This window comes from Rhodococcus aerolatus (assembly GCF_054783215.1).
Genome location: NZ_BAAGQZ010000022.1, coordinates 40433 through 61256 on the forward strand (window position 1 = coordinate 40433; position 20824 = coordinate 61256).

The 20824-nt window shown below is 75.3% G+C and carries 18 protein-coding genes; 12 read left to right on the top strand and 6 right to left on the bottom strand.

What is annotated here, in order from left to right:
• Positions 1-19: 19 nt before the first annotated feature.
• Together treY and glgX are read right to left on the bottom strand one after the other, a co-directional pair.
• Positions 20-2395 carry a malto-oligosyltrehalose synthase gene (treY, locus tag ACYVOF_RS09045; RefSeq protein WP_460865870.1) on the bottom strand — a complete coding sequence of 792 codons (2376 nt, stop codon included), beginning with the start codon at positions 2393-2395 and terminating at the stop codon, positions 20-22.
• Between the two features lie 30 nt (positions 2396-2425).
• Complete coding sequence (gene glgX, locus ACYVOF_RS09050; protein ID WP_460865755.1) at positions 2426-4594, bottom strand: glycogen debranching protein GlgX; 2169 nt, start codon at positions 4592-4594, stop codon at positions 2426-2428.
• A gap of 85 nt (positions 4595-4679) precedes the next feature.
• Here glgX and ACYVOF_RS09055 point away from each other — a divergent pair, with 85 nt between their 5' ends.
• The 3 genes from ACYVOF_RS09055 to bioD are packed head-to-tail and all read left to right on the top strand — an operon-like array spanning position 4680 to position 7760.
• A complete protein-coding gene (locus tag ACYVOF_RS09055) occupies positions 4680-5948 on the top strand; it encodes an adenosylmethionine--8-amino-7-oxononanoate transaminase (RefSeq protein WP_460865757.1) in 1269 nt (422 codons plus the stop codon).
• A 22-nt stretch (positions 5949-5970) separates the two neighbouring features.
• Complete coding sequence (locus ACYVOF_RS09060; protein ID WP_460865759.1) at positions 5971-7089, top strand: 8-amino-7-oxononanoate synthase; 1119 nt, start codon at positions 5971-5973, stop codon at positions 7087-7089.
• A complete protein-coding gene (gene bioD / locus ACYVOF_RS09065; protein ID WP_460865761.1) occupies positions 7086-7760 on the top strand; it encodes a dethiobiotin synthase in 675 nt (224 codons plus the stop codon). Before ACYVOF_RS09060 ends, bioD begins: the two co-directional genes overlap by 4 nt.
• A 24-nt stretch (positions 7761-7784) precedes the next feature.
• Here the strand turns inward: bioD and ACYVOF_RS09070 are convergent, their stop codons facing one another.
• Entirely contained in the window at positions 7785-9461 is a 1677-nt protein-coding gene (locus ACYVOF_RS09070; protein WP_460865763.1) for a DUF885 domain-containing protein, read from the bottom strand.
• 345 nt (positions 9462-9806) lie between these two features.
• On the opposite strand from ACYVOF_RS09070, the gene bioB reads away from it, so the two are divergent.
• The 3 genes from bioB to ACYVOF_RS09085 are packed head-to-tail and all read left to right on the top strand — an operon-like array spanning position 9807 to position 11666.
• Positions 9807-10832: a biotin synthase BioB gene (bioB, locus tag ACYVOF_RS09075; protein WP_460865765.1), complete on the top strand. Its 1026-nt coding sequence runs from the start codon at positions 9807-9809 to the stop codon at positions 10830-10832.
• Positions 10833-10842: 10 nt separating this feature from the next.
• On the top strand, positions 10843-11049 hold the full coding sequence (bsaP, locus tag ACYVOF_RS09080; RefSeq protein WP_460865767.1) for a biotin synthase auxiliary protein BsaP: 207 nt from the start codon (positions 10843-10845) through the stop codon (positions 11047-11049).
• Positions 11046-11666 (top strand): DUF2567 domain-containing protein, encoded by a 621-nt coding sequence (locus ACYVOF_RS09085; RefSeq protein ID WP_460865769.1) that lies wholly within the window; start codon positions 11046-11048, stop codon positions 11664-11666. The genes bsaP and ACYVOF_RS09085 overlap by 4 nt, the downstream gene beginning before the upstream one ends.
• Here the strand turns inward: ACYVOF_RS09085 and ACYVOF_RS09090 are convergent.
• Together ACYVOF_RS09090 and ACYVOF_RS09095 are read right to left on the bottom strand one after the other, a co-directional pair.
• Positions 11602-12282 carry an LON peptidase substrate-binding domain-containing protein gene (locus ACYVOF_RS09090; RefSeq protein WP_460865771.1) on the bottom strand — a complete coding sequence of 227 codons (681 nt, stop codon included), beginning with the start codon at positions 12280-12282 and terminating at the stop codon, positions 11602-11604. The genes ACYVOF_RS09085 and ACYVOF_RS09090 overlap by 65 nt on opposite strands.
• A gap of 51 nt (positions 12283-12333) precedes the next feature.
• The gene (locus tag ACYVOF_RS09095) at positions 12334-13020 is read right to left on the bottom strand and encodes an NUDIX hydrolase (protein ID WP_460865773.1); all 687 of its coding nucleotides are present in this window, start codon (positions 13018-13020) and stop codon (positions 12334-12336) included.
• Between the two features lie 87 nt (positions 13021-13107).
• On the opposite strand from ACYVOF_RS09095, the gene nadA reads away from it, so the two are divergent.
• From nadA to ACYVOF_RS09120, 5 genes are read left to right on the top strand one after another with little or no spacing between them, the layout of a single operon-like run.
• Entirely contained in the window at positions 13108-14163 is a 1056-nt protein-coding gene (gene nadA / locus ACYVOF_RS09100) for a quinolinate synthase NadA (protein WP_460865774.1), read from the top strand.
• Complete coding sequence (locus tag ACYVOF_RS09105) at positions 14160-15782, top strand: L-aspartate oxidase (RefSeq protein WP_460865776.1); 1623 nt, start codon at positions 14160-14162, stop codon at positions 15780-15782. The genes nadA and ACYVOF_RS09105 overlap by 4 nt, the downstream gene beginning before the upstream one ends.
• Before the next feature lie 35 nt (positions 15783-15817).
• Positions 15818-16690 (top strand): carboxylating nicotinate-nucleotide diphosphorylase, encoded by an 873-nt coding sequence (gene nadC / locus ACYVOF_RS09110; protein WP_460865871.1) that lies wholly within the window; start codon positions 15818-15820, stop codon positions 16688-16690.
• A 56-nt stretch (positions 16691-16746) separates the two neighbouring features.
• Complete coding sequence (gene hisD / locus ACYVOF_RS09115) at positions 16747-18063, top strand: histidinol dehydrogenase (RefSeq protein WP_460865777.1); 1317 nt, start codon at positions 16747-16749, stop codon at positions 18061-18063.
• Entirely contained in the window at positions 18060-19169 is a 1110-nt protein-coding gene (locus ACYVOF_RS09120) for a histidinol-phosphate transaminase (RefSeq protein WP_460865779.1), read from the top strand. The genes hisD and ACYVOF_RS09120 overlap by 4 nt, the downstream gene beginning before the upstream one ends.
• 23 nt (positions 19170-19192) lie before the next feature.
• Here the strand turns inward: ACYVOF_RS09120 and ACYVOF_RS09125 are convergent, their stop codons facing one another.
• Positions 19193-19954: a TMEM175 family protein gene (locus ACYVOF_RS09125; protein WP_460865781.1), complete on the bottom strand. Its 762-nt coding sequence runs from the start codon at positions 19952-19954 to the stop codon at positions 19193-19195.
• 163 nt (positions 19955-20117) lie between these two features.
• Here ACYVOF_RS09125 and hisB point away from each other — a divergent pair, with 163 nt between their 5' ends.
• Complete coding sequence (gene hisB / locus ACYVOF_RS09130; protein ID WP_460865783.1) at positions 20118-20729, top strand: imidazoleglycerol-phosphate dehydratase HisB; 612 nt, start codon at positions 20118-20120, stop codon at positions 20727-20729.
• Positions 20730-20824 lie beyond the last annotated feature (95 nt).

Sequence of the window (20824 nt, forward strand, 5' to 3'; positions counted from 1 at the left end):
TGCTGTGAAGTGCGGCGGGTCAGCCTCGCTCGAGCAGCGCGACCGGAAGCCGCTCGAGCAGGTCCCCGAGGTCGACGGTGCCCTCGTGGGTGGTGCCCGTGAGCCGGTCGGTCCACGTGCCGGCGGGCAGCGCCAGGGTGGTCCCGGCCCACCCGTCCAGGCGCACCGAGAGCCGGGTGGCGACGGCGACGACGTCGGGCTCGGCCGCCTCGGCCCCCCGGGCGAAGGCGACGACGTGGCGCGCGCTGCGCCCCTCGGCGAGCAGCGGCAGGTAGGCCCCGCCGACGAACGACGCGGGGCGCTCCCGGCGCAGCCGCAGCGACTCCCGGACCACGAGCAGCTTGGCGCGGCCGCTCGCGTCGACCTGCGGCGCCCAGTCGTCCAGCCCGGCCAGCAGCTCGCGGCGGTGGGCGTGGTCGACCTCGCGGCGGTTGTCCGGGTCGACGAGGCTGTCCTCCCACAGCTCGGTGCCCTGGTAGACGTCCGGCACCCCGGGCCCGGCGAGCTGGAGGAGCTTCTGCGCCAGGGAGTCCGACCACCCGTGCGGGGCGAGCTCGGCCACCAGCGCACCCAGCTCCGCGGCCACCGGGCCGGTGCACACGGCGTCGATCCACGTGTGCACGGCCGTCTCGAAGTCCTCGTCGACGTCGTTCCAGCCGGTGCGGGTGCCGGCCTCCCGCACGGCCTTCTCCGCGTAGGCGTGCAGCCGGGCGACGACGGTCGGGTCCGGGGCGCTGTCGTCGGCGGGCCACACGCCGAGCACGGTCTGCCACAGCAGGAACCCGGTGGCCGGGTCCGGGGTCGGTGCGGTGGCCTCCCAGCCGTCGACGGCGGCGGTCCAGCGCTCCGCCACCTGGGACAGCACGCCGATCCGGGCGCGGACGTCCTCCCCGCGCTTGGTGTCGTGGGTGGACAGGGTGGTCATCGCCGCGGGCCACGCGGTGGCGCGCCGGCCGGCCCGCAGGTGCGCCTCGGCCGGGCTCATCCCGAACCGACCGGGTGCCCCGCCCACCTCCTGCAGCGTCAGCAGCCGGTTGGCCCGGTAGAACAGGCAGTCCTCGACGCCTTTGGCGGTGGCGGCCCCGCACACCTGCTGGAACCGGGTGGCGGCCTCGTCCCCGGCGGCCAGCGCCGCGGCCACGTGCCCCAGCGCGGTCTCCAGGTCGGGCCGGTCGGCGGCGACCCGGGCGAGCGCCGCGGGCAGCACCGCGCCCAGCGACGGGTAGTCCGAGCGGTACAGCGGGTTGACGGCGACGACCTCGGCCAGGGCGGCCACGAGCTCCTCGTGCCCGGCACCGGGCGCGACGGCGGCCACCGCCCGGGTGAGGCGCTCGAGCTCGGGGCGCAGCCCGTCGAGCACCACCGAGCGCTTGAGCTCGCGCTCGGCCTCCTCCAGCGACGCGGCGTCGAAGCCGTCCCCGGCCCGGGCGCGGCACCACGCGGTCAGCGGCGCCTCGCCCGCCGGGTCCACGAGCACGCCGCCGACCTCGCGCAGCGCGTCGTAGCCCGTGGTGCCGGCGACGGGCAGGGCGGCGTCGAGCTCCTCGTCGGCGCCGAGGATCTTCTCGACGACGAGCCAGCGGTCGGGGCCCAGCACCCCGCGCAGCCGCGTGAGGTAGTCCAGGGGGTCCGCGAGGCCGTCGGGGTGGTCCACCCGGATGCCGTCCACCAGCCCCTCCTGCGCCCACCGCGCGACCTCGACGTGGGCGGCGTCGAACACGGCGCCGTCCTCCTGGCGCAGCGCGGCGAGGTCGCTGACGGTGAAGAAGCGGCGGTAGCCGACGAGCCCGGCCCGCCAGGAGACCAGCTGGTAGGCCTGCCGGTCGTGCACCTCCTGCGCGGTGCCCTCCCCGGTGCCGGGGGCGACGGGGTACTCGTGCTCGTAGTAGGCCAGCACCGTCTCCTCGCCGCCCGGGCCCCCGGTGCGCAGCTCGAGCTCGGCCACGTCGTCGTCGGAGCCGAGCACCGGCAGCGCGATCCGGCCGCCGCACCCGTTGTCCGGCGCCAGGTCGACGTCGAAGTACCGGGCGTACGGGGAGTCGGCGCCGTGGGTCAGCAGGTCCCACCACCAGCCGTTCTCGGCCGGGACGGCCACACCCACGTGGTTGGGCACGATGTCGACGACGACACCCATGCCGCGCTCGTGCGCGGCGGCGCCCAGCGCGGCCAGCGCCTCCGGCCCGCCCAGCTCGGCCGAGACGGCGGTGGGGTCGACCACGTCGTAGCCGTGCTGCGAGCCCGCGCTGGCCTGCAGCACCGGCGAGCAGTACACGTGGCTGACGCCCAGGTCCTGCAGCTGGTCGAGCAGGGCGGTGGCGTCGGCGAGGGTGAAGGCGGGGACACCGTCCTCACCCGGCCCGTGGAGCTGCAGGCGGTAGGTGGACAGGACCGGGATCGGGGCGGGCACGCGCCCAGTCTCGTCGGCTCAGGCCGTCTTGCGCAGCACGAGCAGCGCGCGCGCCGGGACGGTGGTGGCCGTGCCCGCGACCACCACCAGCGTGTCCTGCTCGGTGCGCTCCCCGGTGGGGGTCGCGGTGTCGAGCTCGACGGTCCACTCGTCGGCGTAGGGCCCGTCGGGGGTGACGAAGTCCAGCGGCTCGTAGTGGGCGTTGAAGCACAGCAGGAACGAGTCGTCGGTGACCCGCTCGCCGCGGCGGTCCTTCTCCGGGATGGCGTCGCCGTTGAGGAACACCGCGAGGGACTTGCCGAAGCCCGAGTCCCAGTCCTCGGGCGTCATCTCCTCGCCCGCCGGGGTCAGCCACGCGATGTCGCGGCTCTCGTCGCCGCGGCGGATGGGGCCGCCCTGGAAGAAGCGGCGACGCCGGAACACGGGGTGCTCGGTGCGCAGCGCGATCGCCCGCGCGGTGAACGCGACCAGGTCCGCCTCGGTCTCGGCCAGCTCCCAGTCCACCCAGGCCAGCTCGGAGTCCTGGCAGTAGACGTTGTTGTTGCCCAGCTGGGTGCGGCCCATCTCGTCGCCGTGGGCGAGCATCGGCGTGCCCTGGCTGACCATGAGGGTGGCGATCACGTTGCGCTGCTGGCGCGACCGCAGCGCGAGGACCTCCGGGTCGTCCGTGGGGCCCTCGACGCCGCAGTTCCAGGACCGGTTGTGGCTCTCCCCGTCGCGGCTGTCCTCGCCGTTGGCCTCGTTGTGCTTCTCGTTGTAGGACACCAGGTCACGCAACGTGAACCCGTCGTGGGCGATGACGAAGTTGATGCTCGCGGCCGGACGGCGGCTGGAGAACGCGTAGAGGTCGGAGGAACCGGTGAGCCGGGAGGCGAACTCGCCCAGGGTGGCCGGCTCGGAGCGCCAGTAGTCGCGGACGGTGTCGCGGTACTTGCCGTTCCACTCCGTCCACAGCGCGGGGAAGTTGCCCACCTGGTAGCCGCCCTCGCCGACGTCCCACGGCTCCGCGATGAGCTTGACCTGGCTGACCACCGGGTCCTGCTGGACGAGGTCGAAGAACGCGCTGAGCTTGTCGACGTCGTGCAGCTCGCGGGCCAGCGCGGAGGCCAGGTCGAAGCGGAACCCGTCGACGTGCATCTCGGTCACCCAGTACCGCAGCGAGTCCATGATGAGCTGCAGCGAGTGCGGGTGGCGGACGTTGAGGCTGTTGCCGGTGCCCGTGTAGTCCATGTAGTGCGCCTCGTCGCCGTCGACCAGGCGGTAGTAGGCGGCGTTGTCGATGCCGCGGAACATGATGGACGGACCCAGGTGGTTGCCCTCGGCGGTGTGGTTGTAGACCACGTCGAGGATGACCTCGATGCCCGCCTCGTGGAAGGTGCGCACCATCGACTTGAACTCGCCCACGGCGCCGCCCACCGCGGTGGTGGCCGCGTACTCGTCGTGCGGGGCGAGGAAGCCGAAGGAGTTGTAGCCCCAGTAGTTGCGCAGCCCCTTGTCCAGCAGCACCTGGTCCTGCATGAACTGGTGCACCGGCATGAGCTCGATCGCGGTGATCCCCAGGGTCGTCAGGTGCTCGATGATCGCCGGGTGGGCGAGGCCCGCGTAGGTGCCGCGCAGCTCGTCGGGCACCCCGGGGTGGCGCATGGTCATGCCCTTGACGTGCGCCTCGTAGATGACCGTCTCGGAGTACGGCGTCTTGGGCGCGCGGTCGTACCCCCAGTCGAAGTAGGGGATGATGACGACCGTGGTCTTGGTGTGGCCGAGCGAGTCCGCGACCACGAGCTCGTCGGGCTCGTCGGGGTCGTAGCTCAGCAGCGACGGGTCGCCGTCGAACTCGCCGTCGAACGCCTTGCCGTACGGGTCCAGCAGCAGCTTGGAGGCGTCGCAGCGCAGCCCGTTCTGCGGGTCCCACGGGCCGTGCACCCGGTAGCCGTAGCGCTGGCCGGGCTGGACCTGCGGCAGGTAGCCGTGCCAGACGAACCCGTCGACCTCCTCGAGCCGGACCCGCTGCTCCACGCCGTCGTCGTCGATCAGGCAGAGCTCGACGCGTTCGGCCACCTCGGAGAACAGCGCGAAGTTGGTGCCGGAGCCGTCGTAGGTCGAGCCGAGGGGGTACGCGCTGCCCGGCCAGACCGTGACCGGGGTCTGGTGGGTGGTCGCACTGGTCGTCGGAGTCGTCGGGGCCACCGCCAGGACCCTAGTGGGCGCCGGGGCCCGGCAGCCCCGCCTCGACCGTGATCTCGCCCGCCCGGGGGTCCGTACCGTGCCCGGGGTGAGAGAAGCGGAGATCCTCGCCCTCGACGCCGCCCACGTGTGGCACCCCTACGGCGCCGTCCCCGCCGCCGCGGAGCCGCGGGTGGTCGTCTCCGCGCAGGGCGTCCGGCTGACGTTGGCCGACGGGACCGAGCTGGTGGACGGCATGAGCTCCTGGTGGGCCGCGGTGCACGGCTACCGCCACCCGGTGCTCGACGCCGCCGCCACCGACCAGCTGGGGCGGATGAGCCACGTCATGTTCGGCGGGCTCACCCACGAGCCCGCCGTGACCCTGGCCCGGCGGCTGGTGGAGATCACCCCCGACGGCCTGGAGCACGTGTTCCTGGCCGACTCCGGGTCGGTCTCGCTCGAGGTGGCGGTCAAGATGGCGCTGCAGCACCACCGGTCCCGCGGCAACCCCGGCAAGAAGCGGCTGCTGACGTGGCGGGGCGGGTACCACGGCGACACCTTCACCCCGATGAGCGTCTGCGACCCCGACGGCGGCATGCACTCGCTGTGGACCGACGTGCTCGCCGAGCAGGTCTTCGCCGACGTGCCCCCGGTCGAGCTCACCCACGACTACGTGGCCCACCTGGCCGGGCTGGTCGAGGCCCACGCGGGCGAGCTGGCCGCCGTCGTCGTCGAGCCCGTGGTGCAGGGCGCGGGGGGCATGCGCTTCCACGACCCCCGGCTGCTGCACGTGCTCCGCGAGCTGTGCCACAGCCACGACGTGCTGCTGGTGCTCGACGAGATCGCCACCGGGTTCGGCCGCACCGGTGAGCTCTTCGCGGCCGACCACGCCGGCATCAGCCCCGACATCCTGTGCGTGGGCAAGGCGCTGACCGGCGGCTACCTGACGCTGGCGGCCACCCTGTGCACCGCCGAGGTGGCGCGCAGCATCAGCTCCGGCGAGGCGGGCGGGCTGATGCACGGCCCGACGTTCATGGGCAACCCGCTGGCCTGCGCGGTCGCGAACGCCTCGATCGACCTGCTGCTCTCCCGGGACTGGCGCGGCGAGGTGCGGCGCATCGAGGCGGGGCTGCGTGACGGGCTGGCCCCGGCCCGCCGGCTGCCCGGGGTGGCGGACGTGCGGGTGCTCGGCGCGATCGGGGTGGTGCAGCTCGACCACCCCGTCGACGTGGCCGCGGCCACCCGGGCGGCCGTGGCGGCCGGGGTGTGGCTGCGCCCGTTCCGCGACCTGGTCTACGTGATGCCGCCGTTCGTCTGCACCCCCGACGACGTCGCGACGATCTGCCGGGGCGTGCTGGCAGCGGCCGCCGCCGGGTGAGCCGGACGTAGGCTGCACGGCCGTGGACCTGCCCGAGTCGTTGCAGTGGCTGGCCGGGCACGAGGCCGCCCGCCGCCGCGACGGGGTGCGCCGCGAGCTGGTCGCGCGCGCGCCCGGGGCGGCCGGGCTGGACCTGGCCTCGAACGACTACCTCGGCCTGGCCCGGGACCCCCGCGTGGTCGCCGGCGGGGTCGCGGCGTTGCGGACGTGGGGCGCCGGCTCCACCGGGTCACGGCTGGTCACGGGCACGACGCAGGCCCACGTCGACCTGGAGGCGGCGCTGGCCCGCTTCACCGGGGCCGAGGCGGGGCTGGTGTTCTCCTCGGGCTGGACCGCCAACCTGGGTGCGGTGACGGCGCTGACCGGGCCCGGCACGCTGGTGGTCTCCGACGCGGCCAGCCACGCCTCCCTGGTCGACGCCTGCCGGCTCTCCCGGGCCCGGGTGGTCGTCAGCCACGGTGTCGAGGAGGTCCGCGCCGCGCTGGCCGGGCGCACCGAGGAGCGGGCGCTGGTGCTGTGCGACTCGGTGACCAGCACCGACGGCTCCCTGGCCCCGCTGCGCGCGCTGCACGACGTGTGCCGGGCCCACGGCGCGGTGCTGCTGGTCGACGAGGCGCACGGGCTCGGGGTGCGGGGTCGCGGCGGGCGGGGCCTGGTCGAGGAGGTCGGCCTGGCCGGCGAGCCCGACGTCGTCGTCACGCTCACCCTGTCCAAGTCGCTCGGCAGCCAGGGCGGCGCCGTGCTGGCCGCCGCGCCCGTCGTGGCGCACCTCGTCGACGCGGCCCGCAGCTTCATCTTCGACACCGGCCTGGCCCCCGCAGCCGTCGGCGCCGCCCACGCCGCGCTCGACGTGCTCGAGGCCGAGCCGGGCCTGCCGGCCGCGGTGCTGGCCCGGGCGGGCGAGGTGGCCGCGGCCGCCGGGGTCGACGTGCCCGACTCGGCCGTGGTGTCGGTGGTCCTCGGCGACCCGCACGTCGCGGTGGCCGCGGCCCGCCGCTGCGCCGAGCTCGGGGTCCGGGTCGGCTGCTTCCGGCCCCCGTCGGTGCCCGAGGGGACGTCGCGGCTGCGGCTGACGGCGCGGGCCGACCTCACCGACGACGACGTCGCCCTGGTGGGCCGCGTCCTGGCGGAGGTGCTGTGAGCACCCTGCTGGTGACGGGGACGTCCACCGACGTCGGCAAGACCGTCGTCACCGCCGCCCTGGCGTCGTGCGCGCCCGGACCGGTGGCGGTGTGCAAGCCGGGTCAGACCGGCGTGGGTCCCGACGAGCCCGGCGACCTCGCCGAGGTGGTGCGCCTGGCCGGTCCGGTGACCACCCGCGAGCTGGCCCGCTACCCGGACCCGCTGGCGCCCGACACCGCCGCCCGCCGGGCCGGCCTGCCGCTGCTCGGGCTCGACGACGTCGTCACCGCCGTCGGGGAGCTGGCCGCCCGGCACCGCACGGTCCTGGTGGAAGGGGCTGGGGGAGTGCTGGTCCGGCTGGGGGCGTTCACGCTCCTCGACGTCGCCCGGGCGCTCGGCGCGCCCGTGCTGGTGGTGGCCGCGGCCGGGCTGGGCACCCTGAACCACACCGAGCTGACGGTGCGGGCGCTGCAGCAGGCGGGCGTGGCGTGCCCCGGGGTGGTCGTCGGCTCGTGGCCCGCGGAGCCGGACCTCGCGGCGCGCTGCAACCTCACCGACCTGCCCGCGGTGACGGGGGTGCCGCTGCTGGGGGTGGTGCCCGCCGGGGTGGGACGGCTGGGCGCGCAGGAGTTCTCCGCCGCCGCCCCCGGGTGGCTGGCGCCGTCGTTGGGCGGCACCTGGTCCGGCTGAGCGCCGGCCCGGAGCCGTTCGGGCTCAGAGCCTCTCGAGCTCGGCGGCCAGCGGGTCGAGGCCGAGCGGTCCCAGGTCGAGCACCGCGCGGTGCCAGGCGACGAGGTCGAACGCCCCACCCGCCCGGGCGCGGGCCGCCTCGCGGCCCTCCAGGAACGTCCGCTCACCCACCTTGTAGACCGGGGCCTGGCCGGGCCAGCCGAGGTAGCGGTGCAGCTCGTCGCGCAGCATCGCGGGGTCCATGTCGACGTGCTGGGTGAGGAACTCCCACGCCGCGTCGTAGGTCCAGCGGTCCGCGTCCAGACCCACCCCGGGCGGGACCGGGAGGTCGAGGTGCACGCCGATGTCGAGGACGACCCGCGCCGCCCGCAGCTCCTGGGCGTCGAGCATGCCGAGGCGGTCCCCGGCGTCGTCGAGGAAGCCGAGCTCGCCCATGAGCCGCTCGGCGTAGAGGGCCCACCCCTCGGCGTGCGCGGACACGGTGCACAGCAGGCGCTGCCACCGGTTGAGCAGGTCGGCGTTCGCGACGGTCTGGCCGATCTGCAGGTGGTGGCCGGGCACGCCCTCGTGGAACACGGTGGTGGTCTCGCGCCAGGTCGTCATGTCGTCGACGCCGTCCGGCAGCGACCACCACATGCGACCGGGCCGGCTGAAGTCCTCGGTGGGCCCGGAGTAGTACACCCCGGCCCCGGAGGTGGGGGCCAGCCGACCCTCGACGCGGCGCACCGGCTCCGGCACGTCGAAGTGCACGCCGTGCAGCGCGGCGACGGCCTCGTCCGCGGTGCGCTGCAACCACTCCTGCAGCGCGGCGCGGCCGCGGACCACCCGCGACGGGTCGGCGTCGAGCACGGCCACCGCACCCGCGAAACCCCCGCCCGGGGCGATGGTCTCGGCCAGCGCGGCCTTCTCGTCGACGATCCGCGCGAGCTCCGCCCAGCCCCAGGCGTAGGTCTCCTCCAGGTCGAGGTCGGCCCCGGAGAACCACCGCGACTCCACCGCGTACCGCTGCCGGCCCACCCCGTCCGTCGTCGGCGCCTGCGGCAGCAGCGTGGTCTCGAGGTGGTCCGCCAGGTCGTGCAGCGCTCCCGCGGCCGCGGTGGCCGCGGTGCCGAGGTCGCGGCGCAGCTCGGCCGGACCCTGGGCGACGAGGTCGGCGTAGAAGCCGGGCTGCCCGGCCGTGCCGGCCCACCGCCGGGCGATCCCGGCGCAGAGCCGGACCTGGCGGGCCGCGGCCACCTGCCCGGCGGCGGCCGCCGCGTCGAGGCCGTCCCGGTAGCGGCCCACGGCGGCCGGGAGCGCGGCGAGCCGGCGGGCCACGACCGCCCAGTCCTGCGGGGTGTCGACGGGCATGAGGTCGAACGTCTCGCGGAACCACTGCAGCGGGCTGTCGATGGTGTTGAGGTCGGCCAGGACCCAGCCGGACTCGTGGCGGGCGAGCTCGGCGCCGAGGCGTTCCAGCATCGCGCTGCGGGCGACCTCGTCCCGGTGGTCGACGGGGGTGGTGGCGGTGACCTCGTCGACGGTGCGGCGCAGCAGGTCCGCGTGCGCGGCGTGGCCCGCGGGGGAGAGGTCGGGCCACCGGTCGTCGTGCCCCGGCACGCCGACGTAGGTCGCGACGACGGGCTGCGAGGCGCAGTAGGCGTCGACGAACCGGTCCGCGAGGCGGTCCAGCGCGGACGGGGCACGCTCGCTCGTGATCATCCCCGCACGCTAGCGAGCCGCGACCCTCACACGGTCGTGAGGAGGTGTCCCCAGGGTGGTTCTGGTCGTGGTTGTTGTCGGTCCCGACCTTAGCATCGAACGCGTGTTCGAGACATTGACCTCCGAGGCGGCGGCCGTGGCGGCGCTGCGTGCTGCGGGTCGGGCGGAGTCGGCCGCGACGGCGCGCACGCTCCGGTCGGCGGCGGGGTTGTGGCGGGGCGGGACGGTCGTGCCCGGGCCATGAGGCAGACTGCCGGGGACCGACCGAGCCCTCCCGTGCCCGGACCCCGGCGCGCTGCGCCGCGGGCGGGACGAGCGGTGAGCGCGAGCGAACAGGAGCCAGCAGTGACCGCAGTGGAGCCCGCGAGGACCCAGCACGCCGACATCCTGGCCGAGGCCCGCGAGCAGGTGCTCGAGCGCGGCGAGCCCCTCACCCAGGAGCAGGTGCTCGCCGTCCTCCGGCTGCCCGACGAGGCGCTGGAGGACCTGCTGGCCCTCGCCCACGCGGTCCGCATGCGCTGGTGCGGCCCCGAGGTCGAGGTCGAGGGCATCATCAGCCTCAAGACCGGCGGCTGCCCCGAGGACTGCCACTTCTGCTCGCAGTCCGGCCTGTTCACCTCCCCGGTCCGCTCCGCGTGGCTCGACATCCCGAACCTCGTCGAGGCCGCCAAGCAGACCGCCAAGACCGGCGCCACCGAGTTCTGCATCGTCGCCGCCGTCCGCGGCCCCGACGCCCGCCTCATGGCGCAGGTCGCCGCCGGCATCGAGGCCATCCGCGCCGAGGTCGACATCCAGATCGCGTGCTCGCTGGGCATGCTCACCCAGGAGCAGGTCGATGAGCTCGCCGCCATGGGCGTGCACCGCTACAACCACAACCTCGAGACCGCGCGCAGCCACTTCCCGAACGTCGTCACCACCCACTCCTGGGAGGAGCGCGCCGGCACGCTGAAGATGGTCCGCGACGCCGGCATGGAGGTCTGCTGCGGCGGCATCCTCGGCATGGGCGAGAGCCTCGAGCAGCGCGCCGAGTTCGCCGCCGACCTGGCCGCCCTGGAGCCCGACGAGGTCCCGCTGAACTTCCTCAACCCCCGCCCGGGCACCCCGTTCGGCGACCTCGAGGTGCTCCCCGCGGCCGACGCCCTGCGCGCCGTCGCCGCGTTCCGCCTGGCCCTCCCCCGCACCGTCCTGCGCTTCGCCGGCGGCCGCGAGATCACCCTGGGCGACCTCGGTGCCCGCCAGGGCATCCTCGGTGGCATCAACGCCGTCATCGTGGGCAACTACCTGACGACCCTGGGCCGCCCGGCGGAGACCGACCTCGACCTGCTCGGCGAGCTCCAGATGCCGATCAAGGCCCTCAACGACACCCTGTGACGGCCTCGCTGTGACCACCGGGTACTGCCCCGCGTGCGGCGCCGCCGACGGGGGGCACGACGCCGACCGGTGCGCGGCGGCGCTGCAGCTCGAGCCGCCCCGGTTCTGCGCCGAGTGCGGCCGCCGCATGGTCGTGCAGGTCCGCCCGCACGGTTGGCACGCCCGCTGCTCGCGGCACGGTGAGCTCGACTCGGCGTCCTCGGCCCTCCAGCGGTGAGCGCCTCGGAGCCGCAGCCGACCGGGGACGCGGCGCCCGCGTGGCCCCCGGCCTCGTCCCCGCGGACCGCGTCCGTGCGCGGGCTGGCGCTCCTCGTCGCCGCCGTCCTGGTCCTGGGTGCGGCGCTGGGCGTCGTCTGGTCCCGCCTCGCCCCCGGGCAGCGGTTCGTCGTCATCGACGCCCGCACCCTGGCCACCCTGCCCACGGAGAGCGAGCACGTCTTCGTCGACGCCGCACTGTTCGTCGTGCTGGGCCTGGTCGGGGGCCTGCTCAGCGCGGTCGCGGCCTGGCGGTGGCGGCGCGCGCGGGGCCCCGTGGTGCTGCTCGTCCTCGTCGGCGCGTCCGTCCTGGGTGCGCTGCTCGCCCACGTGGTCGGCCTCGCCCTGGTGACCCAGCCCGACGCGACCGGCGCCCTGCAGGGCACGGTGCTCACCGCGGCCCCGCAGCTGCGTACGTGGCTCGTCCTCGTCGGCCAGCCCCTGGGCGCGGCGCTCGGCTACGGCGGAGCGGTCTCGGTGAGCTCGGACGAGCTCGAGCCGGAGGCGGCCGGGCTCAGTTCAGCGAGCCCGGCGCGTCCAGCTGGCCCAGCGGAACCGGGACCGCCCGAAGCTCGCTGAGGAACGTCGTCTCCCGGGCGAGCAGCGCGCGCAGCATCCGCAGCCGCCGCACGTGCGAGGTCTCCTCCAGCAGCGCCTGCTTGTCGTCCAGCGGCAGCAGGGCGTCCGAGGCGAGCAGGTGGGCCAGCGCGGCGGGGTCGACGTCGTCGGCGGGGGAGTCCCAGTCGTCCCGCTTCCACGCCACCTGGCAGTAGCGGTGGTGGGCCGAGCGCGCGGCGTGCACCAGCGCGGGCATGAGCTGCGGCGTCACCTCCTCCGTTGCGGAGTCGGGCACCCACTCGACCGTGCCGGTGTGGTAGGGCGCCGAGGTGGAGTCGATGCCGAGCAGGGTGAAGCGGCGCTCACCGACGGTGACGATGTCGAAGCGGCCGTCGGGCAGCCGCCGCACCTCCTGGATGCGCGCGGTGCAGCCGACGTGGTGCAGCGCGTCGAGGTCGCCGTCGTTGGGGTCGAAGCCCGGCCGCACGGCCACGACGCCGAAGCAGCGGCCCGGCACGGCCCCGGTGACCAGGTCGGTCGTCAGCTGCCGGTAGCGGGGCTCGAAGATGTGCAGCGGAAGAGACGCCCCTGGCAGCAGCACGGTGCCCAGGGGGAAGATCGGAATCGTCTCCACCACGCCTGAACCGTACGTCCGAACCCCCCGCCCCGCTCGGCACCGAGGCCGCCCTCAGGCGGGGGGTCGCAGCACCGCGAAGGCGTCGGTGACCCGCAGCCGGTCGGTCGTGAAGCGGTACAGCGTCGCTGGCCTGCCCCCGCTCGGCCCGGGGTTCGCGGTCCCCCCGGTGGGAGTGACCAGGCCACGCCGGGTGAGCACCCGCTGCATGTTGGTGACGTCGACGTGGTGGCCCAGGGCGGCGCTGTAGATGTCCCGCAGCGCGGAGAGGGTGAACTCCGGCGGGGTCAGCGCGAAGGCCAGGTTGGTGTAGGAGAGCTTGGCCGCCACCCGGGTCCGGGCGTGCCCGACGATCGCGCCGTGGTCGAACGACGTCGTCGGCAGCGACGCCACCGGGTGCCAGGCGGTGTCGGGCGGCAGGCCGGGGTCGGCGGAGAACGGCACCAGCCCCAGGAAGGTGGCGGCGACCGTCCGCCGGCCCGGCACCCGCTCGGGGTCGGAGAACACCCGCAGCTGCTCCAGGTGCGCCACCTCGCGCAGGTCCACCTTCTCGGCGAGCTGGCGGCGCGCCGAGGTCTCGACGTCCTCGTCGGGCCGCAGCCGCCCGCCGGGCAACGACCAGGTGCCGCTCTGCGGGTCCTGCGCCCGCTGCCAGAGCAGCACCTCCAGCTGGGTCTGCGCCTCACCGCGGCGGACCTGCAGCACGGCGGCCAGGACCTCGGTGGTGCTATAGTCGGTCACGTTTTCGATCGTAAGTCGAAAACCCCCGTCGGGGCAACGGAGCCTCCGGCGGCGCAGGTCGAGGATCTCGACGCGAGGGAGCGGACGATGACGACGGTCGAGCAGACGGTGACCGAGCAGGGGACGCACGACGAGCTGGCCGGGCTGGTCCACACCCCGGGCGGGTGGAGCGGGGTCGAGCCCGACGCGGCCTGGGCCGCGCGCGTGCGCGAGCTGGCCGAGCAGCGCGATGCCGTGGTGCTGGCGCACAACTACCAGGTGCCCGCCATCCAGGACGTCGCCCACCACGTCGGCGACTCGCTGGCCCTCTCGCGGCTGGCCGCGGAGTCCGACGCCTCGACGATCGTGTTCTGCGGCGTCCACTTCATGGCCGAGACCGCGAAGATCCTGGCCCCGGAGAAGACGGTCCTCATCCCCGACGCCGCCGCCGGGTGCTCGCTGGCCGACTCCATCGACGCCGCCCAGCTGCAGGAGTGGAAGGACGACAACCCCGGCGCGGTCGTCGTCTCCTACGTCAACACCACCGCCGAGGTGAAGGCGCTCACCGACGTGTGCTGCACCTCCTCGAACGCGGTGGAGGTCGTGGAGTCGATCGACCCGGAGCGGCCGGTGCTGTTCCTGCCCGACCAGTTCCTCGGCGCCCACGTGCAGCGCAAGACCGGTCGGGCCAACCTGCAGGTGTGGGCCGGGGAGTGCCACGTGCACGCCGGGATCAACGGCACCGAGCTGGCCGACCAGGTCAGCGCCCACCCGGACGCCGAGCTCTACGTCCACCCCGAGTGCGGCTGCGCCACCTCGGCGCTCTACCTCGCCGGCGAGGGCATCGTCCCCGACGAGCGGGTGAAGATCCTCTCCACGGGCGGCATGCTCGACGCCGCGCGGACCTCACGGGCCCGGGAGGTGCTGGTCGCCACCGAGATCGGCATGCTGCACCAGCTGCGCCGCGCCGCGCCGCAGGTCGACTTCCGCGCCGTGAACGACCGTGCGTCGTGCCGCTACATGAAGATGATCACGCCGGCGGCCCTGCTGCGGTGCCTCGTCACCGGCCGCGACGAGGTCCACGTCGACGCCGAGACCGCCCGTCGGGCCCGCGGCGCGGTCGAGGCCATGATCGCCATCGGCCGGCCCGGGGGCGGGGAGTGAGCCCCCGCTGGGAGGCCCGCGCGGACCTCGTCGTCGTCGGCAGCGGTGTCGCCGGCCTCACCGCGGCGCTCGACGCCGCCGAGCGCGGGCTGCGGGTGCTCGTCGTCACCAAGGGTGAGCTCGACGACTCGGCCACGGCCTGGGCTCAGGGCGGCATCGCCGTCGTCGGCGCCGAGGCCCGCGCCGCGGGGGACCGGGTCGCGGCCCACGTGGCCGACACCCTCACCGCCGGCGTCGGGCTGTGCGACGAGGTCGCGGTGCGCTCGCTGCTGGCGGCCGGGGACACCGCCCTGACCCGGCTGCGCGCCCGGGGCGCGCGCTTCGACCTCGGCCCCGACGGCCGCCTGGCCACCACCCGCGAGGGCGGGCACTCGGCCCGCCGCGTCGTCCACGCCGGGGGCGACGCCACCGGTGCCGAGGTCGAGCGCGCGCTGGTGGCCGCCGCCCGCGCGGGTGGCGCCTCGCCGGTGGTGCTGGCCGGGCACGTCGCCCGGCAGGTCGTCACCGCGCCGCACGGCGTCACCGGTCTCGTCGTGCTCGACACCGAGGGGGTCGCCGGGCTGGTCCACGCCCCCGCCGTGCTGCTGGCCACCGGCGGCCTCGGCCACCTCTACGCCACGACGACCAACCCGCCGATCGCCACCGGCGACGGCCTCGCCCTCGCCCTGCGCGCCGGTGTGCCGCTGGCCGACGTCGAGTTCGTGCAGTTCCACCCGACCGCACTGGTCGGCGGCGACAGGGCCGGGCAGCTGCCGCTGGTCACCGAGGCCGTCCGGGGCGAGGGCGGGGTGCTGGTCGACCTCGCCGGCGAGCGCGTCATGGCCGGGGTGCACCCGCTGGCCGACCTGGCCCCGCGCGACGTCGTCGCCGCCGCGATCACCCGGCGCATGGCGGCCACCGGCACCGACCACGTGCTCCTCGACGCGCGCGGCGTGCCGGACTTCGCCGCCCGCTTCCCGACCGTGCACGCCGCGTGCGCCGCCCGGGGCATCGACCCGGTGCGCGACCCCATCCCCGTCGCCCCCGCCGCGCACTACAGCTGCGGCGGGGTGGTCACCGACACGGCCGGCCGCACCGGGCTGCCGGGACTGCTCGCCGCGGGCGAGGTCGGCCGCACCGGGCTGCACGGCGCCAACCGACTCGCCTCCAACAGCCTGCTGGAGGGCCTCGTCGTGGCCGAGCGGGCCGCCGCGGCCGCGGTCGAGCGGGTGGCCTCCGCACCGCGTGCCGACGCCGACCCCCGACCGGAGGCCCCGGCCCCGGTGCTGACCCGGGCCCGGCTGCAGCAGCTGATGAGCGCCCACGCCGCGGTCGGTCGGGACGCGGCCGGGCTGGCCCTGGTGGCGACCGCGCTGGCCGCGGCGCCCGTGGTCGACCCGCCGGTCCGTGCGGGGGAGGAGGACCGGGCGCTGACCCTCGTCGCCTCCGCCGTCGTCGCCGCGGCGACCGCCCGCACCGAGTCCCGCGGGGCGCACCTGCGCAGCGACCACCCCGGCACCGACGAGGCGCAGCGCCGCAGCACCCCCGTGGTGCTCGACGACACAGGCACCCCCGTGGTGCTCGACGACGCGGGCGCCCCCGTGGTCGCCTCGCTCGTCGCGGCGGGGGTGGCGTCGTGAGCAGCAGCACCGCGCTCGACGGCAGCACCGCCCGGGTGCTCGTCGCCCAGGGCCTCGACCTCGACGACGTGCAGCGGGTGGTGACCACCGCGCTCGAGGAGGACCTGCGCTACGGCGCCGACGTCACCACCCTGGCCACCGTCGGCTCCGAGGCGGTCTCCACCGCGTCGGTCGTGCCCCGCGACCCCGGGGTGCTCGCCGGCGGCGGGCTCGTGCTCGCCGTCCTCGACGCGGTGCTCGGTGCCGGCGGCTACGAGGTGCACCACCGCCTCGAGGACGGGTCCGCCCTGGTGCCCGGGGAGCCCGCCCTCACCGTCGTGGGCCCCACGGTGGGGCTGCTCACCGCGGAGCGCACCGCGCTGAACCTGGTGGGTCACCTCTCCGGGGTGGCCACGGCGACCGCGGCGTGGGCCCGCGCGTTGGAGGGCACCGGCTGCCGGGTGCGCGACACCCGCAAGACGCTGCCCGGGCTGCGGCTGCTGCAGAAGTACGCGGTGCGCTGCGGCGGCGGGGTCAACCACCGGATGGGTCTCGGCGACGCGGCGCTGGTCAAGGACAACCACGTGGCCGCGGCGGGTTCGGTGGTCGACGCGCTGCGCGCAGTGCGGGCGACGGCACCGGAGCTGCCCTGCGAGGTGGAGGTCGACACCCTCGAGCAGCTCGACGCGGTGCTGGCCGAGGGCGCGGAGCTGGTGCTGCTCGACAACTTCGACCTCGCGGACGCGGCCGAGGCCGTGCGCCGGCGTGACGCCGTCGCCCCCACCACCTGGCTCGAGGGCTCGGGCCGGCTCACCCTGGAGACCGCCGCGGCCTACGGCGCCACCGGGGTCGAGTACGTCGCCGTCGGCGGGCTCACCCACTCGGTGCGCGTGCTGGACCTCGGCCTGGACCTGCACGAGCGCGGCTGACCGCGCCCGGGCCCACTACCCTGGGGCCGCACCCACCCCGACGCCCTGGAGGCCTCGTGCTCGCCCGTCTCGACCTGCGCGGTCGCACCCCCACCACCGCCGAGCTGCGGGCCGCCGTGCCGCGCGGCCAGGTCGACGTGGCCCAGGTGCTGCACCGGGTCGAGCCGATCGTCGCCGACGTCGCCGAGCGCGGGGTCGCCGCGGTGCAGGAGCTCTCCGAGCGCTTCGACGGCGTCGCCCCCGCGACCGTCCGGGTGCCCGTCCCCGCCCTGGCCGAGGCGCTGGCGGCGCTCGACCCCGCCGTGCGGGCCGCGCTGGAGGAGTCCATCGCCCGCGCCCGGGTGGTGCACGCCGACCAGCGCCGCAGCGAGCACACCACCCGGGTGGCCGACGGCGCGACCGTCACCGAGCGCTGGGTGCCGGTGGACCGGGTCGGGCTCTACGTGCCCGGCGGCAACGCCGTCTACCCGTCCAGCGTGGTCATGAACGTGGTGCCCGCGCAGGCCGCCGAGGTCCGCTCCCTCGTCGTCGCCAGCCCGCCGCAGCGCGACCACGGCGGGCTGCCCCACCCCACGATCCTGGCCGCGTGCGCGCTGCTCGGGGTCGACGAGGTGTGGGCCGTCGGCGGGGCGCAGTCCGTCGCCCTGCTCGCCCACGGCGGCACCGACACCGACGGCGCCGAGCTCGCCCCCGTCGACCTCGTCACCGGGCCGGGCAACGTCTACGTCACCGCGGCCAAGCGCCTCGTGCGCAGCCTCGTCGGCATCGACTCCGAGGCCGGGCCCACCGAGATCGCCGTGCTGGCCGACCACACCGCCGACCCGGTGCACGTCGCCGCCGACCTCATCAGCCAGGCCGAGCACGACCCCATGGCCGCGTCCGTGCTGGTGACCACCTCCACCGAGCTGGCCGACGCCGTCGACGCCGAGGTCGCCCGCCAGCTGACGACGACCAAGCACACCGAGCGCGTCGCGACGGCGCTGTCCGGCAGCCAGTCCGGGACCGTGCTCGTCGACGACCTCGACCAGGGCGTGCGGGTGGTCGACGCCTACGCCGCCGAGCACCTCGAGGTGCAGACGGTCGACGCGGCGCAGGTCGCGCGGCAGGTCCGCAACGCCGGCGCGATCTTCGTCGGCCCCTTCGCCCCGGTCAGCCTGGGCGACTACTGCGCCGGGTCCAACCACGTGCTGCCCACCGCCGGGTGCGCGCGGCACTCGTCGGGGCTCAGCGTGCAGACCTTCCTGCGCGGCATCCACCTCGTCGAGTACACCCGGGAGGCGCTGCAGGAGGTCGCCGGGCACGTCGTGGCCCTGTCGGCCGCCGAGGACCTGCCCGCGCACGGGGACGCCGTGCGCGTCCGGTTCGAGCGGTGAGCGCCCCCGGCTCCGGGGTGACGCTGGCCGACCTGCCGCTGCGCGAGGAGCTGCGCGGCGCCCACCCCTACGGCGCGCCGCAGCTGCAGGTGCCCGTGCGGCTCAACACGAACGAGAACCCGCACCCGCCCTCGCCCGGGCTCGTGGCCGACGTCGCGGAGGCCGCGCGGGTGGCGGCGACCGAGCTGCACCGCTACCCCGACCGGGACGCCGTCGCGCTGCGCACCGCGCTGGCCCAGCACGTCACCCGCAGCACCGGGGTCGCGGTGTCGACGGCGAACGTGTGGGCGGCCAACGGGTCCAACGAGGTGCTGCAGCAGCTGATGCAGGCGTTCGGCGGCCCGGGTCGCGCTGCGCTGGGCTTCGAGCCGAGCTACTCGATGCACCCGATCATCGCGGCGGGCACGCAGACCACCTGGCTGCCGGCCCCGCGGCGCGACGACTTCTCCCTCGACGTGGACGCCGCCGTCGCGGCCGTCACCGAGCACCGGCCCGACGTCCTGTTCGTCACCAGCCCGAACAACCCGACCGGGCAGTCGGCGACGCTGGACGAGGTGCGCCGCATCGCCGCCGCGGCCCCCGGGCTGGTGGTCGTGGACGAGGCGTACGCCGAGTTCTCCGCCGCCCCCAGCGCCGTCGAGCTGATCGACGAGCTGCCCACCCAGGTCGTCGTCAGCCGCACCATGAGCAAGGCCTTCGCGTTCGCCGGGGGACGGCTGGGCTACCTGGTGGCCGCGCCCGCCCTGGTCGAGGCGATGCTGCTGGTTCGCCTGCCGTACCACCTCTCCGTGCTCACCCAAGCCGCGGCGCTGGCCGCCCTGGGCCACGCCGAGGAGACGCTGGGCTCGGTCGCCGTGCTCGCGGCGGAGCGCGACCGCGTCGTCGCCGCCCTGACCGACCTCGGGTTCGCCGTGGTGCCGTCGGACGCCAACTTCGTGCTGTTCGGCCGCTTCGCCGACGCCCCCGCCGCCTGGCAGCGCTTCCTGGACGCGGGCGTGCTCATCCGCGACGTCGGCATCCCGGGGCACCTGCGGGTGACGATCGGGCTGGCGGAGGAGAACGACGCGTTCCTCGCCGCGGCCGCCGAGGTCGGCACCGGAGCCTGAGCCGTGCGGCGGTCGGGCCCCCCTCAGTGCGCCGGGGAGTGCTCCGTCGTCGGGACGTCGGCCGCGTGGACCCGGGGCCGTTGACCGGCAGCCGTGCCCAGACCGTGCCCGTCGTTGGGCCAGAAGTTGACGAGGACGTTCAAGGCCAGGGCCACGCCGGCGGCGAGCTCGTTGACGAAGGTCAGGGCGAGCGCGACCGAGGGCAGGACCCACGCCAGGCGGCTGGCGGTGCGGAAGATCGACCACCGATCGGGGTGGACCGACGGCTCGTTGTTGACCACGCGGTGGAGGTACTCCACGAGCGCACCGAAACCGATCGACGTCGCGAGCATGATGATGCTGAGGAGCCGGAGCGCCGCGATGTTGTCGCTCTCGTCGTTGGTCGATCGCGCGAAGACCTGGACGGCGAACGGGGTGAGGACGAAGAACCCGAGCGTGACCAGGACGATGACGGTGCCCCAGTGGTCGATCGCCGGCATGTAGCGAGCCAGCCGCCGGATGGCGAGCCACCCGCCGGCGATGAAGAGGAAACCGGTGGCGTAGCCGAGGTAGGCGGGGGCGAGGGCGCTGGTCAGCTCGTGGCCCAGCTCCCCGGGACCGACCCCCGGGGAGGACGTGCTGGTCGCGGGCCCGGTCGGGTCCGGCACACGCAGGTCGAGCACGAGGAGCGTCGCCGCGATGGCGAGGATGCCGTCGACGAGGAAGTTGAGGCGCGACCAGCTCCCGCCCTCGTGGTTGCCGGGATGGGGTGACAGCTCGGGCCACAGCTTGAGCGGGTTCGCCACAGGTCGGTCCTGACTTCGGTCTCGGTGGGTTGCGCGCCATTGGAATGGACCCACCTCCAAGATCACCAGCCGTCATACCCCGCGCGCGGCGGCAAGTCGTTCGCGCGGCGGACACCCGGCGCCAGGCGTCCTGGCCCGCCGCCCCCGTGCGAGCATGACCGGCATGAGTGGACGCACAGCACGGGTGGAGCGCACGACGCGGGAGTCGAGCGTGTTCGTCGAGCTCGACCTCGACGGCACCGGCCAGGTCGAGGTGTCGACGGGGGTCGGGTTCTTCGACCACATGCTGACCGCGCTGGGCACCCACGCCAGCTTCGACCTGCGCGTGCAGGCGACCGGGGACGTCCACGTCGAGGCCCACCACACGGTCGAGGACGTCGCCATCGTGCTCGGCCAGGCGCTGCTGGAGGCGCTGGGGGACAAGAAGGGCATCCGCCGGTTCGGCGACGCCTGGATCCCGATGGACGAGACCCTGGCCCACGCCGCGGTCGACGTCTCGGGCCGGCCGTACTGCGTGCACACCGGCGAGCCCGAGCACATGCTCGGTGCGCTCATCGGCGGCACCGGCGCGCCCTACGCGACCGTCATCAACCGGCACGTGTTCGAGGCGCTCGCGCTGAACGCCCGGATCGCGCTGCACGTCCGGGTCATCCACGGCCGCGACCAGCACCACATCAGCGAGGCCGAGTTCAAGGCCGTCGCCCGGGCGCTGCGCCAGGCCGTCGAGCCCGACCCCCGCGTCACCGGCGTCCCGTCGACCAAGGGCGCGCTCTAGGACCGGACGAGCACCGGGTCGGGGACGCTGCGCCCACTCCTCACGCCCCCGACCGGACAGCAGGCCCGGTGCGCGGATCGGGTGGGCACGGGCGT

Bases quoted from the DNA above. Each gene is read 5' to 3' on its own strand.
- ACYVOF_RS09070 (WP_460865763.1), bottom strand. From the start codon at position 9,461: ATGATCACGAGCGAGCGTGCCCCGTCCGCGCTGGACCGCCTCGCGGAC.
- nadA (WP_460865774.1), top strand. From the start codon at position 13,108: ATGACGACGGTCGAGCAGACGGTGACCGAGCAGGGGACGCACGACGAG.
- hisB (WP_460865783.1), top strand. From the start codon at position 20,118: ATGAGTGGACGCACAGCACGGGTGGAGCGCACGACGCGGGAGTCGAGC.